15 protein-coding genes and 2 pseudogenes are annotated in these 17,169 nt (G+C 38.3%); 13 read left to right on the top strand and 4 right to left on the bottom strand.

Annotated elements, in window-relative coordinates; translation table 11 throughout:
- Positions 1–47: 47 nt before the first annotated feature.
- Positions 48–1,043 carry a LacI family DNA-binding transcriptional regulator gene (locus ACYVRS_RS03495; RefSeq protein WP_086275838.1) on the bottom strand — a complete coding sequence of 332 codons (996 nt, stop codon included), beginning with the start codon at positions 1,041–1,043 and terminating at the stop codon, positions 48–50.
- A 179-nt stretch (positions 1,044–1,222) separates the two neighbouring features.
- Here ACYVRS_RS03495 and ACYVRS_RS03490 point away from each other — a divergent pair, with 179 nt between their 5' ends.
- Genes ACYVRS_RS03490 through ACYVRS_RS03455 form a run of 8 tightly spaced genes read left to right on the top strand, consistent with a single transcriptional unit; the run spans position 1,223 to position 10,389 of the window.
- The gene (locus ACYVRS_RS03490) at positions 1,223–2,542 is read left to right on the top strand and encodes an ABC transporter substrate-binding protein (protein ID WP_086275837.1); all 1,320 of its coding nucleotides are present in this window, start codon (positions 1,223–1,225) and stop codon (positions 2,540–2,542) included.
- Positions 2,542–3,417, top strand: coding sequence for a carbohydrate ABC transporter permease (locus ACYVRS_RS03485; RefSeq protein WP_003125478.1), 876 nt, complete (start codon positions 2,542–2,544; stop codon positions 3,415–3,417). Before ACYVRS_RS03490 ends, ACYVRS_RS03485 begins: the two co-directional genes overlap by 1 nt.
- The gene (locus ACYVRS_RS03480) at positions 3,404–4,240 is read left to right on the top strand and encodes a carbohydrate ABC transporter permease (RefSeq protein WP_003125479.1); all 837 of its coding nucleotides are present in this window, start codon (positions 3,404–3,406) and stop codon (positions 4,238–4,240) included. The genes ACYVRS_RS03485 and ACYVRS_RS03480 overlap by 14 nt, the downstream gene beginning before the upstream one ends.
- Before the next feature lie 12 nt (positions 4,241–4,252).
- Positions 4,253–5,761, top strand: coding sequence for an alpha-amylase family glycosyl hydrolase (locus tag ACYVRS_RS03475; protein ID WP_461202519.1), 1,509 nt, complete (start codon positions 4,253–4,255; stop codon positions 5,759–5,761).
- Positions 5,758–6,663 carry an MTP-1 family protein gene (locus tag ACYVRS_RS03470; protein WP_461202517.1) on the top strand — a complete coding sequence of 302 codons (906 nt, stop codon included), beginning with the start codon at positions 5,758–5,760 and terminating at the stop codon, positions 6,661–6,663. Before ACYVRS_RS03475 ends, ACYVRS_RS03470 begins: the two co-directional genes overlap by 4 nt.
- A gap of 11 nt (positions 6,664–6,674) precedes the next feature.
- Entirely contained in the window at positions 6,675–7,742 is a 1,068-nt protein-coding gene (locus tag ACYVRS_RS03465; RefSeq protein ID WP_086275833.1) for a BtaManbiosPhlase, read from the top strand.
- A complete protein-coding gene (locus ACYVRS_RS03460) occupies positions 7,739–9,457 on the top strand; it encodes a phospho-sugar mutase (protein WP_461202515.1) in 1,719 nt (572 codons plus the stop codon). The genes ACYVRS_RS03465 and ACYVRS_RS03460 overlap by 4 nt, the downstream gene beginning before the upstream one ends.
- The gene (locus ACYVRS_RS03455; protein ID WP_461199490.1) at positions 9,454–10,389 is read left to right on the top strand and encodes a DUF1861 family protein; all 936 of its coding nucleotides are present in this window, start codon (positions 9,454–9,456) and stop codon (positions 10,387–10,389) included. Before ACYVRS_RS03460 ends, ACYVRS_RS03455 begins: the two co-directional genes overlap by 4 nt.
- A 967-nt stretch (positions 10,390–11,356) precedes the next feature.
- On the opposite strand, the pseudogene ACYVRS_RS03450 reads toward ACYVRS_RS03455, so the two are convergent.
- Together ACYVRS_RS03450 and ACYVRS_RS03445 are read right to left on the bottom strand one after the other, a co-directional pair.
- Positions 11,357–11,894 (bottom strand): annotated as a pseudogene (locus tag ACYVRS_RS03450) (transposase); the annotation flags it as partial.
- Between the two features lie 151 nt (positions 11,895–12,045).
- The gene (locus tag ACYVRS_RS03445) at positions 12,046–12,408 is read right to left on the bottom strand and encodes an IS110 family transposase (protein WP_461202513.1); all 363 of its coding nucleotides are present in this window, start codon (positions 12,406–12,408) and stop codon (positions 12,046–12,048) included.
- Positions 12,409–12,749: 341 nt separating this feature from the next.
- On the opposite strand from ACYVRS_RS03445, the pseudogene ACYVRS_RS03440 reads away from it, so the two are divergent.
- Positions 12,750–12,965, top strand: a pseudogene (locus tag ACYVRS_RS03440) (transposase); the annotation flags it as partial.
- Here the strand turns inward: ACYVRS_RS03440 and ACYVRS_RS03435 are convergent.
- Positions 12,948–13,430 carry a transposase gene (locus tag ACYVRS_RS03435; protein WP_461202511.1) on the bottom strand — a complete coding sequence of 161 codons (483 nt, stop codon included), beginning with the start codon at positions 13,428–13,430 and terminating at the stop codon, positions 12,948–12,950. The pseudogene ACYVRS_RS03440 and the gene ACYVRS_RS03435 sit on opposite strands and share 18 nt — an antisense overlap.
- Between ACYVRS_RS03435 and ACYVRS_RS03430 the strand changes: the two genes are divergently transcribed.
- The 4 genes from ACYVRS_RS03430 (at position 13,430) to ACYVRS_RS03415 (ending at position 17,162) form a co-directional block, all read left to right on the top strand.
- Positions 13,430–14,353: an IS30 family transposase gene (locus ACYVRS_RS03430; RefSeq protein WP_461202652.1), complete on the top strand. Its 924-nt coding sequence runs from the start codon at positions 13,430–13,432 to the stop codon at positions 14,351–14,353. The genes ACYVRS_RS03435 and ACYVRS_RS03430 overlap by 1 nt on opposite strands.
- Positions 14,354–14,458: 105 nt before the next feature.
- Positions 14,459–16,309, top strand: coding sequence for a heavy metal translocating P-type ATPase (locus ACYVRS_RS03425; RefSeq protein WP_461202509.1), 1,851 nt, complete (start codon positions 14,459–14,461; stop codon positions 16,307–16,309).
- 63 nt (positions 16,310–16,372) lie between these two features.
- Complete coding sequence (locus ACYVRS_RS03420) at positions 16,373–16,609, top strand: heavy-metal-associated domain-containing protein (protein WP_054117211.1); 237 nt, start codon at positions 16,373–16,375, stop codon at positions 16,607–16,609.
- Position 16,610: 1 nt separating this feature from the next.
- A complete protein-coding gene (locus tag ACYVRS_RS03415; protein WP_054117210.1) occupies positions 16,611–17,162 on the top strand; it encodes a Dps family protein in 552 nt (183 codons plus the stop codon).
- Positions 17,163–17,169: the final 7 nt, after the last annotated feature.

Here is a 17,169-nt window from a genome sequence, read left to right as displayed (position 1 = left end):
TAACAATCTGAACAAAATTGTTTCCGAGATATTGATTCAAATTTATATTATTTAGTATTGGGAATCCGAACCGATTCTCGGACGTTCAGCTGTGGAACAATTTGCTGATGGACGATTGGTTCTTTGGGATGAGCGATGCGATGGACCAATGTCCGAATCGCCAACTGACCCATAAACTTCAGATCGGTAGCGATATTTGTCAATTGAGGAATCGCCATGCGTGTAAATTCAGTTTCATCAAAACAAATCACGCTGATATCTTTGGGAATCGTGTAACCAGAAGATTGAAGATAACTGTTTAACATGAAAGCTAGCCCAGAATTCACGCAAAACCATGCATCTGGCATTTGTTTTATATTCTTTAAGCTGTTAAATAAAGCACCTTGAGATTCTTCAATTTCTGTGATTTCAATCGTAGGATCATTTGTTAGATTGTGTTCTCGTAAAGCCCGTTGATACCCGCGATAACGCTCAAGATAGCTGGGAGAAAATGCTGTATCACCAATAAAGCCAATTCGCTTCATTCCATTTTCAATCAGAAGTGAGATGGCTTGGAACGTTCCGTCGGTGTTTTTTGTCAAGATGGCATCTGCTGTGAGTGAAGGATCATGGTGATCGATCAATGTGACAGGAAGCCCAGTATCAATTACTTTCTTGATGTAGGCATTTTTACTATGAGACAGGATCAGGATACCGTCATACTTTTTTAAGTTTGGCGGAAGCTTTAGGCTAAGTAAGTCTTCCTCTGTAATGGTATAAGTATCAAGTTTGATCGCTGTTTTTTGAGCTTCTACTTCTGCACTTTTAACGATCTCGCCAAAAAAACTCGTTTGAGAAAAAGCAAATTCGGTTGCCATCAATAAGAATGACATCGTGGTATCTTCATTCATCGTTTGATAACGATAGCCTAATTCATCTGCTTTGTTTTTAACGAGTAATTTGGTTTGTTGGCTGACACCAGGCTTATTTCTCAACGCCTGTGAGACAGAATTTTTTGAGATGCCCAATGCATCGGCAATATCTTGCATAGAGGCTTTTTTCATATTTTCACCTTATTTCTCCTAGTCTTATAATGATTATACCATAATGTTACAAAATTAATAGCCTAAAATAATTACAAAAGTAATGTTGTAATTATAATTACGTAATGTTGACAATTAAAATGACGGGTGGTATGATGACGTTGTAAAAAGAAATCGCTTACTATTTAGGAGGAACGATCATGAAAATGAAAAAAATGCTTATTGGTATTGCTGCGGTAGTGGCAGGGACAGTTTTATTCACTGGTTGTAGCAATCAATCAAAAGAGAGCGGTTCTGGGGCAACTGATGGGAAGACAAAGATTACTTTTTGGGCTGCACCCAATCCAACACAATTGAAGTATTGGCAAGAAATGGCCGCAGACTTTGAGAAACAAAATGAGGACATTACAGTTGAAGTTTCTCAAATGAAGGAAAGTCCATCTTCTGAAGCAACAATCCAAAGTGCAATTGCTTCTAACACCGCACCAACATTATCTGAAAACATCAACCGTAGTTTTGCTGCCCAGTTGGCTGCTAGTCAGGCTATTTTACCATTAGAAAAACAAGATTCTTTCGATACGATCGTCAAAGCTCGTAATATGAGTCAAACCATCGATAGTTGGAAATTCTCTGATGGTAGTCAATACGTGCTACCTGTTTATTCCAATCCGATTTTGTTTGGCTGGCGATTAGATAGTTTGAAAGAATTAGGCTTTGATGAAGTGCCAAGAACCTATTCAGATTTATTGAAAGTCGTCGACAAAATCAAAGGAACGGACAAAGCACTTTGGGCGAAAAAAGACTTAGCAGATCCAACGGCTTGGATGCGTTGGTTTGATTTCTTCCCACTCTACAATGCGGCCAGTGAAGGTGCGAGCTTTGTCGAAAACAATCAATTCACAGCTAATGAAGCTGCCATGACAGATGTATTTGGTTTGATGCATACATTAGCGGATGCAAAAGTACTGCGCACCGGTGAAGCAACGGATCCCTTTGAAAACGGCGATAGTATTATGACCGATTTGGGTCCTTGGACGTTCCCTAACTGGGAAGAAAAATACCCAGAGCTGAAGTTTGGTGAAAACTACACGGTTACTACGCCTGTGGTACCTGATGCTTTAGCGGATGCAGAACAAGTATCCACCTATGCAGATGCTAAAGGAATCGTGATGTACGCCCAAGCAACAGAAGAAGAACAAGCGGCAGCGATGAAATTCTTGGAATTTGTTTATTCAGATGAAAACAACGACATGAAATTACTAGAAATGACTTCGCTTATTCCAGCGCGTGATGATGCAACAGAAAACGATGCTTTCAAAGCCTACTTTGAAGAAAATCCAGCGATGAAAGTCTTTGCAGAAAATGTGCCTTACGCTGTTCCAGCAATGGACAACGAGAAATACAATGACATTCAGCAAGTATTTGGCGAACAAGCATGGGTGCCAGTTGTTCGGGGTGAAAAAGATGCGAAAACAGCTGTGAGCGATGCGAAGACGGCTGTCGAAGGGGCGCTTCAATAATGAGTAAGAACACAAAATTGGGCTGGTCATTTACCAGCCCCTATCTGATTTTTACATTGATTTTCTTTCTACTTCCTTTATTTTGGTCATTTTGGCTAGCATTAACGAGTTGGAATATGATTTCACCGACCGTTGAATTTGTTGGATTTCAGAATTTTATTGATGCGATAAAAAGTCCAGCGATCCAATCTGCATTCGTTGTTACATACAAATTTCTGATTATCTTTGTACCAATGGCGCTGGTTCTTTCGATGGTGATTGCGCTATTAGTCAATAGCCTGCCAAAGCTGAAGGGGTTATACATGGTGGCTTTCTTCTTGCCTTATCTGTCAAGCGGGGTTGTCACTTCTTTGATCGTCAAAGGATTGCTTTCCTACAACGGTCCCTTTAATACCTTCTTGCGAACGAGACTAGGCTGGGATATTGATTGGCTAGGTAATCCCCATGCAGCCATCATCATCGTTTCTCTGATGATCGCTTGGAAGATGTCTGGCTACTATGCGCTGATCCTAATTTCGGGCTTAGGGAATATCAACAAAGAAGTGTATGAAGCAGCGGCAATCGATGGTGCGAGTCCTTGGACAAGGTTTTGGAAAATCACCTTTCCCATGTTGTACCCAGCATTCTTTACGGTTACAGTTCTGGCGGTGGGGATCAGCTTTGGTATCTTCACAGAGGTCTACCAGTTGACAGGAGGCGGACCAAACTTTGCGACCAATACATGGCAAATGGAAATCTACAATCAAGCCTTTGTTAATTTGAAATCCGGCTACGCGTCTGCAGTTGCACTAATGGCTTCTGTCGTTACTTTTGCATCTATCGGCGTTATTCGGAAGTTACTAGAAAAGTGGGGTGAAAAAAATGGTTGGCAATAAACGAACGAAGGGAAAGAACAGTGTCCTATATCTAGTAACCACCCTGGTGATGCTCCTCATGACGTTTCCTTTTGTCTATCTTGTTTTGCACTCGTTTGCTGCTTGGGATCAAGTCGATCGAAAAATTATCCCGACCACTTTTAGCTTACGTTCTTGGACGTGGCTGTTTGGCGGTTCGGCCACTTCAGCAGATGTTCCTTGGATCGGTGCATTCGTGAATACAACGATCGTGGCTACGATCGCAACGTTTTTAATGATGGTCTTTGCATTGATGGTAGGGTATGCGCTTGCCAAAATCGAATTTAAAGGGAAGAAATTCGTGAATCATTTTATTCTCTTTCAAATGTTTTTCCCAGCGATCATTTTGCTGATCCCCCAATTTCTAATGGTGACCAAAGTGGGATTATTGGATTCTTATGCTGGAATGATCATTCCGACTGCAATTAGTTTATGGGCGATTTTTATGTATACCAACTTTTTCAAAGCCATTCCCGATGCGTTGATCGAGGCTGCAAAGTTGGATGGGGCAACGGAAATGCAAGTGTTATTCAAAGTGGTATTGCCAATGTCTAAGTCGATCACAACGGTGATTTTTCTTTTCCTATTCACGGATCGTTGGACGAACCTGCTTTGGGATATGATCGTTTCAAAGAGTGATGCGACTGTTACGCTGAATGTCTTGATTTCGCAAATGTTTGGGCCCTATGGGACATATCCAGGACCAATGTATGCAGCCTCTGTGTTGCTCACGTTACCGTTGATCCTTTTGTTTTTGATTTTTTCAAAACGATTCCAAGATGGGATGCAATTTACACTGAAGTAAGGAGTCCAACGAATGTGGTGGGAAAATGCTGTGTTTTATGAAATTTATATTGCCTCCTTTGCAGATAGTGATGGGGATGGAATCGGCGATATCAATGGGATTCGCAAAAAATTGCCTTATTTAAAAGAATTCGGTATAGATGCCCTCTGGCTAACACCATTTTATCCGTCTCCTAAAGTCGATAATGGGTATGATGTCTCCGATTATTGTGCGGTTGATCCTCAGTATGGTACTTTAGCCGCTTTTGATCTCCTTGTGGAAGAAGCGCATCAGCTAGAAATGAGAATTATCATTGATGTCGTAGTTAATCATACTTCTACCAAACATCCTTGGTTCATCGAATCAGCCAGTGGCAAAGAACATCCAAAGCGAGACTGGTATATTTGGCGGGATCAACCAAACAACTGGGAAAGTTTTTTTGGTGGATCTGCTTGGAAGTATGATGCGGCTACGGACCAATATTATTACCATAGCTTTGCCGAAGAGCAAGCAGACTTGAACTGGCAGAATCAAGAAGTGAAACAAGCCGTTTTTGATGTCTTGCGATTTTGGCTAGGCAGAGGTGTCGATGGGTTCCGTTTTGATGTCATCAACAATTTGACGGTCAGTGATCAATTTATTGATAATCCAGTGAGAAAAGATGGGAAACAAGATCATTGCATTGATGTGAACCAGCCGGGGATCAAACGTGTGTTAAAGGAATTAAATCAGTGGATCAAAACAGTCGATCCGTCAATTTTTACAGTGGCTGAAATTAGCTCGGATCAACTAGCACGGATCAACAGTTATACAGAAGATGGATTGTTCGATACCGCATTTCATTTTAATTTGGGCAGCATGGAAGAATTGGATCTTGAGAAACTAACTAGAGATTTTAAAGAAATGAGTCAACAAAAGAAAATTCCTACGCTGTTCTTTAACAGCCACGACATGAGCCGTTCATGGCAGCGACTGGCAAAAGAAAACCGCGACATCTATCGCTTATTGACCGTGTTTCTGTTGATCAATCGTGGCATTCCCTTTTTATTTCAGGGAGAAGAACAAGGGGTGGGGGATTATTTGCCTCAGCAGCTAGCTGATATCAGGGATATTCAAGCAAAAAATAAATACCAAGAAGAACTGATTTTAAGCGGAGAGTCACACGCTTTAATAATGGCCAATCAAGTGAATCGTGACCGCTCGAGGGGCATGCTTCCGTGGCTATCAAATCAGCAAAGCGGTTGGATCGGATTGGCAGCGGTGAACCAGGAGGCGAAGGGGATTTTGGCAGATTATCAAAATCTGATTCGGTTGCGAAAAACAGAAGGACCTTTTACAGCCATCCGCAACATTGAGTTAACAGGAGATTGCTTGAGTTATCAAACGGAAAGCCTACAAATTGTTTTAAATTTTGGACAGCCGATCAAGCACTCGTTAGAAGGAAATCGAAAGACCATTTTTGGAAATGGCATGTTAAGTGAAGATGGTCACTGGGTTCATCTGCCGGCAAAGGCATGTTGGATTGGAAAGGAGCAGCTATGATTTATATCAAGCAATTATTGCAGGAGTATCGAAATGAGAAAGCCAAAGTAGTCAAAGAAGCCGCAATTTTGCGATTCAGCGGTGTGGGTGATCAAGATGTTTATAATATCACTGCCCCTTTTGAATTGGCGGGGAAAGAAGTGATTGCAGGTCGCATTGAATCAAGAGACAGTGAAGTTTCCACTGTCAGTTTATTTGAAGAGGTTGAAACAAACAGGTGGACACTAATCGCTGATAGTATCGAACTTTCTTTACAGGATCCTTTTTATACCCGAATTGACGGACAAGTCATCCTTGGGGGGGTTGAAGTTGTTTTTCTAGAAGATGGCACAGCGAATTGGCGTACGGTTTTTTATCACTTGGCGACTCTTTCCGAAGCAAAAAAAATCTTTGAGGGGCCGTGGGGAATGAAAGACTTGCGCTTGAAACAATTATCTTCTGGAGAAATCCTAGTGCTGACACGACCGCAAGGAAGTAAAGGTGGCCGAGGCAAGATAGGTGCAACGATCGTTCACGCGCTTAGTGATTTGACCATTGAAATAATTACAGAAGCCCCGTTACTGTCTGACCAGTTTTGTGAAAGCGAATGGGGTGGCGGCAATGAGATCCATGAGATTGATGGCGACATTTGGGTCTTAGGCCATATCGCGAATTTCGATGATCAAGGAAATCGTCATTATTATGCGATGGTTTTCTGTCTGGAACGAAATCAATTTGCTATGATACAGGCAAAAATTATTGCAGAAAGAAACGATTTCCAACAAGGACCAATGAAACGCCCAGATTTAGAAGATGTCGTCTTTAGCGGCGGACTTCACATTTACGAAGATCATATCGTGCTATATGCTGGTATCAGTGATGCAGGCGCGCAGAAAATTAAACTAGAAAATCCATTTAGATAGAGGTTAAGCAGATGAAAATAGAACGTTTTAATGAAAATCCATTGATCACTCCCGCAGATGTGAAACCATTACATGAAGGGTATGAAGTGATTGGCGCCTTTAATGGTGGAGTAGCAAAATACAACGATGAAGTCTTACTTTTATTACGTGTGGCAGAGCGCCCAATCTCTGACGACCCTAACGTTATTAAAGCGCCTGTATTTGATCCAAGAACACAAACGATGGAAGTATTAACATTCCACCGAGATGATCCGGATTATGATTTTGACGATCCGAGAATGATCCGCAAAAAAGACAAGTTGGATAGTTTTGTCTATCTGACATCTCTTTCTTATATTCGAATTGCCCGCAGTAAAGATGGGCATCATTTTACGATTGATGAGGAGGCATTCTTGTATCCTTTCAATGAATATCAATCATATGGCATCGAAGACGCGCGATGCACACAGATTGGCGATACTTACTATATCAACTTTAGTTCTGTCTCACCAATGGGTGTTTGTGATTCATTAGTAGCTACCAAGGATTTTCAATCCTATCAAGATTTAGGGAATATCTTTGCACCAGAGAACAAAGATGTGCTGATTTTTCCAGAACAAATCAACGGGCGTTATTACGCCTTACACCGTCCTTCTCTGAAAAGTATTGGCAACTATGACATTTGGATTGCTTCTTCGCCAGATTTAGTTAGCTGGGGACAGCACCGGCATTTACTAGGGATTCGTGAAGATTGTTGGGATAGTGGGCGTGTAGGTGGAGGGCTAGTTCCTATTAAAACCGACGAAGGCTGGCTGATTATTTATCATGGTGCGACTCCCGAACATCGCTATTGTATGGGCGCAGCATTAGTAGACTTGCAAGACCCAACAAGAGTCATTGCTAGAAGCCAAAAACCAATCATGGAACCAGAAGCTGATTATGAAAAGAATGGGTTCTTCGGCGATGTCGTCTTTGGCTGTGGTGGTATTCTAGTTGCTGATCAATTGACGATGTATTATGGCGTAGCAGATACTTCAATGGCTGGCTGTACCTTGTCGATTGCAGAGATTCTCAAACAATTAAAAGAGGTAGAAAAATGAACTGGAAAAGAAAATATCAAGAATGGCTTGATTTCCCATCTTTGGAAGCAAACTTGAAAGATCAGCTGCTCGCTCTGTCTGATCCTGCTGTGATAGAAGAACACTTTTATGACTATTTGGCTTTTGGGACAGGGGGGATGCGGGGAGAGCTAGGCGTTGGCATCAACCGAATCAATGACTACACCATTAAGCGGGCAGCGCTTGGATTAGCTCACTATGTTCAAAAAGCGCATGCTGAACAACAGGGGGTAGTGATTTCTTTTGATAATCGACATGGTTCAAAACGATTTGCGGAATGGACCGCTCGCGTATTAGCCAGTCAGGGGATTCGGGTCTATTTATCTGATCAATTACGTCCGACCCCGCAATTGTCTTTTCTAGTTCGTTATTATAAAGCCTTTGCAGGTGTCATGATCACTGCGAGTCATAATCCTAAGCAATACAATGGATTTAAAGTGTATGCCTCGGACGGCGGTCAGATCACACTAGGAACTGCCGAAGAATTGATGGGAACATTAGCAAGTATTCAAAATGAATTAATGATCGAGGCGGATTTATTGTCAACTTATGTCGAACAACAGTTGATTGATATTTTTGGGGAAGAAGTAGATGCGTTGTATTTAGATCAATTGATTCAGGTGACCCAAAATCCTGAAAGGATCCGCCATTTTGGATCACAGCTTTCAATGGTTTATACACCACTTCACGGTACTGGAAATGTATTGATACAAAAGGCCTTTCAACGCTTGGGATTTACGAATCTTCGGATAGTGAAAGAGCAAGAACTGCCTGATCCTGATTTTACAACTGTCTCTTCTCCTAATCCAGAAGACCAACAGGCGTTTATTCTAGCATTGAAAGAGGCTCAAACACAGCCAACACAGCTAATTCTAGCCACAGATCCAGACGCGGACCGCTTGGGTGCTGTTGTACGTAAGGACGGACAGCCAGTCTTTCTAAGTGGCAATCAAATAGGGGTGTTATTGCTTGATTATTTGATTAGTATGAAAAAAGACTCTTTAGACAATAAATTTATCGCAAAAACGATTGTAACATCTGATTTAGGGGCAAAAATTGCCGAAGCTTATGGCATTGAAGTTAGAAACACGTTAACAGGATTTAAATTTATTGGGGAACAAATCCAATTATCAGAAGAAACAAAAGATAAAACCTTTCTTTTCGGCTATGAAGAAAGTTTTGGGTACCTGGCAGCCCCATTTGTTAGGGATAAGGACGCGATTCAAGCAGCTGTATTATTGGCTGAGACCGCACTGGACTGTTTCCTTTCCGGAATTGATTTAGTTGATCGCTTGAATGAAATCTATGACCGTTATGGTTATTACGAAGAGCAATTAGAAACAAAAGTTTTTCCCGGTAAAGATGGACTGTCGCAAATGAATCAGCAGTTAGATCGTTTAAGAACCCTGTCATTTTCTCATTTGGGGGATTTTGTCTTAATGGCCAAAGAAGATTTCCTGACTTCTGAACGGTGGGTGGCCGGTCAATCAATCGAAAAAATTACATTGCCATCATCCAATGTTCTAAAATATATATTTACCGATGGTTCGTGGGTCTGTCTGAGACCTTCAGGTACAGAACCAAAATTAAAATTTTATTATTCTGTCAATTCTTCTAGTCAACAATCTACAAAGCTGAAAATGCAACGGTTGAAGAGATTGTTTCATTCATTAATTATAGAGAGGGATTTAAAATGAACGTAACACAACAAAAAAAGAAATTTGAATTACAGCACATTACCAATACAGGAGAAATATTAGAATTTGATGGCGTGCCTGGTTTTGACGTCTATAATTGTTCTCAACCTTTCATTTTTAATGAAGAATGGTACATGTATGGAAGGGTAGAGAAGCGAAGTGAGTGGATGAACTCTCACGTACGACTTTTCAAAAAAAGAAGTGAACTTCAATGGTCTTTAGTAAATAATGCCATGATTTATCAACTTGAGGATCCATATATTACTAAAATAAAAAATCACATTGTATTAGGTGGAACTCACGTCCAAGTAAAGCAAGAAAATTTTTTGGGTGCTTATTACGGATATTTTTATTATGGACAAGAATTAGATAATTTAAAATATTTTACAACAGGACCTCGTAACATGAAAGATATCAGAATTGTAGAACTTAAAGATGGGCGTATAGGAATTTTTTCTAGACCGAGAGACACAGCATTAATTAAGAAATATGGTAGTGAATCCCTAATAGGTTTTATAGTTGTAGATAGTTTAGAAGAACTGACAGCTGAAACAATTTACCAGGCCCCAATATTACCCAATTTGTTCGAGAATGGAGAATGGGGTGGGGTAAACCAAGCTTATCTGTTAGACTCGGGGAAAATTGGTGTCATAGGTCATCGTGCCTACAAGAATGGTGATCAAAAGGTATACACAGTAATATCTTTTGTATTGGATCCTATCACTCGTCAGATTGATAATTATAAAATCATAGCAACAAGAAAAAGTTTCCCTAAAGGACCGGCCAAGCGTTCTCATCTACAAGACTGTTGTTTTCCCTCAGGAATCACCATCGAAAAAGGTAAATGTATTCTTTATTCTGGACTAGGTGATTGTAATGAGGGAATTGTTGAGATACCATATCCATTTAAAAATGATGGAAGTATTTGTTAAATTTTATAAAAATTATTTTATACATTACAGACTTGATTAGATAAGAATCAAAAGTTTGCATTTTGTCGTGATAACATTTAAAGATTTTAGTAAACAACAAAAAATAATTTCGCAATTAATATCGAATTAAATATTACAATCTTAATATCTATTATATTGTAGGATTGACGATAATTAGTTTAGTCGATGGCATGCTTCTGTCTAAGTATTCTTTGATAAACAGGACAAAGATTCATTGGGCACTGTTAGCCAATAGATAATTTAGTAGAATAAAGTCAGTTTAAAATAAAGTACAAAAAATGTACTAAATAACTTTAAATGGCGATATTATGTTAAGTCCAAGGTAGAGAATACAAAGTCTAGTGAAGAGACAGGTTTTATCTATACTGCTTGTAAGGACAAGGGATATTTCGACTGAGTAGCAATGTATAAAATTAAAAAAAGTGATCAACTTTGAGGTTAGGTTACAAGTAAAAAGAATGATTTTAGTAATTGGGAATAACAGTGGCTACGGAATATTGATTTAGTGAGAAAAAGTGTAATTGACTAATTCTTCGTGAATTTTTATGTAGGTATATAGAGGTGGTAGTTATGAAAAAATTTCTTAGTTATTCTATGTATTTTCACTATTTTTGGTCTTTCTGCTTGTGGTGATTTTACAAGTATGACATCGCTAGGAGCTGAGTACAAGGAAATTCCAAAGAATATCAGAAAATCTTTAGTCAAAAATAGGCAAAATATAAGGCGAGAAGACTACTACGTAGAATGGTACGATTTCGGGAAACTGGAAGACAAATCTAGAGAGATATTGGAGATTACGATGAAATTCAAGCCTGCCGTGGTCCAACAATTAAATTAGCAATATCAAATAGCGGTATCCAAAACGGCTCTTTGTCGATAAGGACTGATGAGTTGTGCAAAATCAAATCTGGATCAGAATGAACCTCATTCTGACTCAGATTTTTTGTTATCTTACTTTGATTAATTGATTGATCAAAGAGATTCTAATTCTCATGTTCTCAAATGATTTAAATCCGTAGGATACTCGTTTCATTGTCTTTATATGGGTATTCTTCGCTTCTGTTTTTCCATCGGAATAAGGATAGATCATTGCGTTGTGATGCTTTGTTCATAGGTCAAAAGGTTTTGAAGCTTCTTCCGAAAGCCGTCATCTAACGTTTCGGGAAGTTCTGCCAATAAGGAGAAAAATAAGTCGGGATCTTTGTCTTGAAAAGCTTCAACTGATTCATGAAAAAAGAGATATGCCTCCTTTGAGAGCGTGGAAAAGCCAAAAAATCGATCAATCATTATTACTTCATATAGAAACGTGCATTTAGGTGCTAGAAAATTTTTCCATGTTTTGTATTCGTAATGGTTAATGTTTGCTTTGCACGATTTTTTAGCGGAAAGTGCCAGTTCTTTTTCAGTTTTTCTGCCTGACTTTTCTGTCCTGCTTTACGAAGCTCATTCATTTCACGGATACGCAACTCATTGAATCTTTGGTCACAAAAGCATTTTCTATAAAGTTGCTTGTTACAGTTGCACTAGAATGCGTGTGTAGCTTACTTTTTTTCGAGTATAATCCTCTTTCAATCTGGCTGTATGTCGAGTTAAATACTTCAACTCAATTATTGAAGGGTTAGCACTAAATGATTGTTAATCAAGATCTGTTCGTATTTTTCGAGCGATCGTCATGGTGTCTTTTTTATCGGTTTTGATTTTTTGCAAGCTTTGATTTTTGGCATATTCTTTAATTAAGTACGGATTATAGCTGTAGGTTGGGTAGCCTTGCGTCCGAAGGAAGCGTAAGATATTAAAGCAATAATGATCGGTATCTTCTAAGGCGATTTGAATGTCTTCACCGGTAGATTTCTGCAAATTAGCAAGCGTCATTTGAAGCTTCGTAAAGCCTTCACGATTGTTTTTAATCTGAAGATGACGAATAAAAATCGCTCCTTTTGTGTCAATAACCGCTAAGTCATGTTTATGCTTGACAACATCTATTCCAACATACAACATAAGTATCACTCCTAATCAGATAAAATTCACGCTTTGATCCACTCACTCTTTGCCATGTAACCTTGTGATCAATCAAGCGTCACGAACAGACGTCAAGCGCTAACAAACTTATTAACAATTTGACAAAGAGATGTGGCTAGAGCCTTTCATTAACAGTATTCCAAAGGAATCTGGTGGAGAACGTACTAGTCCACAGAGTCTAACTCAATTATAGATAGAATAACAGCTAAATAAAACGAAATAGCTGATTAATTGAGTAATCTAAATATATAAGGAAGAACGTTTATGTCCAATTACAAAAAATACGATGAAGATTTCAAAAAAGCTTAGCTAATCTTTATCATGGCGGGAAAACTCAATCCAGTTTATGCAAAGAATATGGGGGCTCACAAACAGCCATCTCACGATGGATCAAACTCTATTCTGAAGTGGAAATGGAATCAGATGAACTTCTGACTGCTAACCAAGTAAGAGAACTTCAAAAACAAAAGGCCGCTTTAGAAGAAGAGAACTTTATCTTAAAAAAGCGATTGTCCTATTCACGCCACATTCCATAAACGACTAAGAGCTATCTGTTTGAAATGATAGAGCAGAAGCTGGCATATCTCATAGGCTGCGCTTAATTGATCATTATAACTTAAAAGGTCATCCATAATTGCTTTTTCAGTCATTGGTCTTCTGAACGATCGATTGTACCTGTAATTCGAGCTATCAAAGTTATAAGAGTTTTTAAGAAACAGTTTCCAGAAACGCTTTAATCTTTTATATTTGATTGAATCTGTTTTATGGTATTTATTCATCGTTTGAATACGTAGTTGATTGAGTGCGTGAGAGATTTGTTGGACAATGTGGAAACGGTCCGTAACGATTTGAGCATTAGGGAAAACTGATTTGACCAATTCAAAATAAGGGGCATTCATATCCATAACGATATGCTTTACCTTTGCCCTTGTTTTGCGACTATATTTAAGGAAATAGGCTTTTAAAAAAGCTAGTTTGCGGTTCTCTAGTACACCAATCAATCATAGAGTCTTATTTCAAAAATAATCAATCCGTTGCCAAAACTGCGCAATGCTTAGGACGTGCGCGACAAACGATTCATAACGTGTATCAATTTTTGAAAACTGGTGCTACGATACTGAACTACTATCAACAATACAAAGAAAACAAAAAACGCTGCGGTAGACGCTCGATTGCTTTACCAGAGGAACAAAAAGAATATGTTCAAAAGAGGGTTGTTCAAGGGTGGACACCGGATGTGATTGTCGGCCGCTCGGAAATAAAACTTGATTGTTCAGTCCGTACACTGTATCGAATGTTTCAAACTGGCGCATTTAATGTGCGTGATTTGCCTATGAAAGGCAAACGAAAACCAAATGGACACCAAGAAAAACGTGGGAAACAAGCTTTTCGGCGCAGTATACATGAGCGAATCAAGGAGCACCCAGAATTTGAAAACGAGTTTGGCCATCTTGAAGGAGACACTATTGTCGGTCGAAAACACAAAAGTGCTGTTATTACATTGGTGGAACGTTTGTCAAAAGTGATTATTACATTGAAGCCAGCCGGTAGACAGGCAATGGACATTGAAAATCGAATTAATCATTGGTTTCAAACGGTTCCTAAACATCTGTTTAAATCAATTACGTTTGACTGTGGGAAAGAATTTTCAAATTGGAAAGCTATGGGAAATCAAAATGATATTGATATTTATTTTGCGGATCCAGGCACCCCGTCACAACGCGCTCTAAATGAACATTCAAATGGATTATTACGTTGTGATGGATTAGTTAAAGCCATGGACTTCAATGAAGTATCAGAATCATTTATTCAAGCTGTTGCTTCCAAACGAAATCACATCCCAAGAAAATCTCTAAAGTATCAAACACCGATGGAAATATTTTTGAGAAATATAAAACCAGATGATTTGTCTAACTTAATTTGACAAATGAAATTATTTAGAACTACTGCATAAACTTGATAGTAATCAAGTTTATATCTCTTAAAAACTAATATACTGTGGTTGTACTAAAGTATAGGAGGGGTTTATATGCAACAGACTATATTGAAACATAAAAATCATATTACAGTTATTAGTGGTCTATTCATTATTATAGGTTTTATTGCACATTTCATCTTTAACAATACGGTTATCTTTAATAGTGCTTTTATAATTGCTTCCATATTGGGTGTTATACCAATTGCAATACAGGCTTATCAGGCTATAAAAGTAAAAGTAGTGAGTATTGATGTTTTAGTAACGATAGCCGTTATTGGTGCTTTCTTTATTCAAAATTACGAAGAGTCAGCTATTGTTACTTTTTTATTTTTATTCGGGTCATATTTAGAACAGCGTACACTTAAGCAAACACGGTCTGCTATTAAAGAGTTGACGGAAATGGCTCCAGAGACTGCTTTTAAGCAATTGAACGAGGGACAATTTGAAGAAGTAGATATTGATAAAGTAAAGGAAGGGGATATTCTCTTAGTAAAAACTGGGGCCAAGATTCCAGTAGATGGTAGGGTAACTACTGGAAAAGGATATGTAAATGAGGCTAATATCACCGGCGAATCTTTACCTCTAAAGAAAGAGAAGGGTGACAAAGTATTTGCCGGTACCACTATGGATAATGGGACTATTCAAATAATCGCTGATAGAATTGGGGAGGATTCTACATTTGGTCGAATTATTGAATTAGTAGAAGAAGCACAAGATTCTAAATCGGAAGCTGAACGATTTATTGACCAGTTCTCTCGTTGGTATACACCTGTGGTCCTTATCATTGGGCTATTAGTTTGGCTACTAACTAAAGATACAGCACTTGCGGTTACTGTATTAGTACTTGGTTGCCCAGGGGCCTTGGTCATTGGTGTACCTGTTTCAAATGTCGCGGGTATAGGAAATGGTGCAAAGAATGGAATTTTGTTTAAAGGTTCTGAAGTGATTAGTCATTTTGCAAATGTAGATACAGTCCTATTTGATAAAACAGGTACCTTAACTGAAGGAAAGCCTGAAGTTAGCGAATTCGTTTACTATGGAAATAATCAAGAGGAGGATTTATCTCTATTATACTCGGTTGAAAGGGAATCTGATCATCCCTTAGCTGTCGCTATTACAAATAAATTAGCGCAATATAAACTAAGACCTGTAGATAATACGCAGGTTATAAAAGGTGGGGGTGTAATTGCTCACGTTGACGGACACCTTGTTGCAGTAGGGAATAAAACCTTAATGGAACAAGAAAATATACCACTATCTGATGATGTTCTTAAAGAATTAGATAAATTAGAAAGAGCCGGTAGTTCAATTGTATTAACGGCAGTTGATCGTAAGTTAATTATTTTAATGGGAATCCGTGACCAAGTTCGAGCAGGTGTTAAACAAGACCTACAAAAATTAAAATCACTTGGTGTTAAAAATCTCATTGTATTATCAGGGGATAATCAAGGCACAGTTAATTTAGTTAAAAAGGAGCTAGGATTAACCGAGGCTCATGGCGATATGTTACCTGAGGACAAGCAAGCGTTTCTAAAAGAAAGACAGTCTACTGGTGAAATTATTGCTTTTATTGGTGATGGTGTGAACGATAGTCCTTCTCTAGCTACTGCAGAAGTAGGGATTGCTATGGGAAATGGGACAGATGTGGCTATTGAAAGTTCAGATATTGTTCTAATGAATTCCAATTTTAATCGTCTCCCCCATGCTTTAGGTTTAGCTAAAGGGACATATGCGAATATGCGACAAAATATTCTAATTGCTGTTGGTGTGGTGATAATTTTATTGGTTAGTTTAGTATTTAGTGAATGGATGTCTATGTCGATTGGCATGTTAGTTCATGAGGCAAGTATTTTAGTAGTTATTTTAAATGCGATGAGATTAAGAAGATATGAATTAAGATAATTGATCTACGTCAATTATCTTAAAAGAAATGTCCTGTATAATTTATTTAAAGGAGTGATAGATATGACTAAAGCAACATTAAAATTAGAAACATTAACTTGTCCATCATGTTTACAAAAAATTGAAAATGGTTTAAAACAGACAGCTGGTGTAGAAAAAGATTCTGTAAAAGTACTGTTCAATGCAAGTAAGGTAAAAGTGGATTTTGATGAAGAACAAGTCAATTTGAGTGCAATTGAAAAATCTATTGAAAACCTAGGATATTCAGTTATTAGTTCAAAAGTAAAGGAAGGTGTATAAAATGACAACAGCAAATGAAAGACAAGAAAAATTAGCTGCTGAAAAAGCATATAAAGAACACATTCATCATACTAAGATTAATGCTGCAGCTGTCACAGATCATATACTTGCTAATATCCATACCTTACATGTAAAATTACATCAATATCATTGGTATGTAAAAGGCACAAATTTCTATTCATTGCATAGTGTTTTTGAGAATTTATATAATGAGAATGAGACATGGTTTGATAAGATTGCAGAACGTTTACTAGCTTCAGGATTTAAGCCAGCTTCAACAACTACTGAATTTCAGGAATTTACAATAATTTCTGAAGATCCGTCTGAAAAATATTATTCTGCTGAAGAAATGGTCATACAGTTAGTAGGAGATTTTAGGACTAATCGTGAATTTACCGTTCGTGCAATGCGTTTAGCACAAGAAGAAGCAGATGATGCATTAGAAGATTTACTAATTAGTTATAAAGATTACTTAGATATAAATATTTGGCAACTTCAAGCCTTCGTTAACAAGGATGCGTTAGAAGATGATGACTATATAGATAACGATTAATTAGGAG

It is taken from the genome of Enterococcus salsurae, from assembly GCF_054784955.1.
Note: the sequence above shows the minus strand (reverse complement) of the source record. Positions and strands in the feature narration are given on the sequence as shown.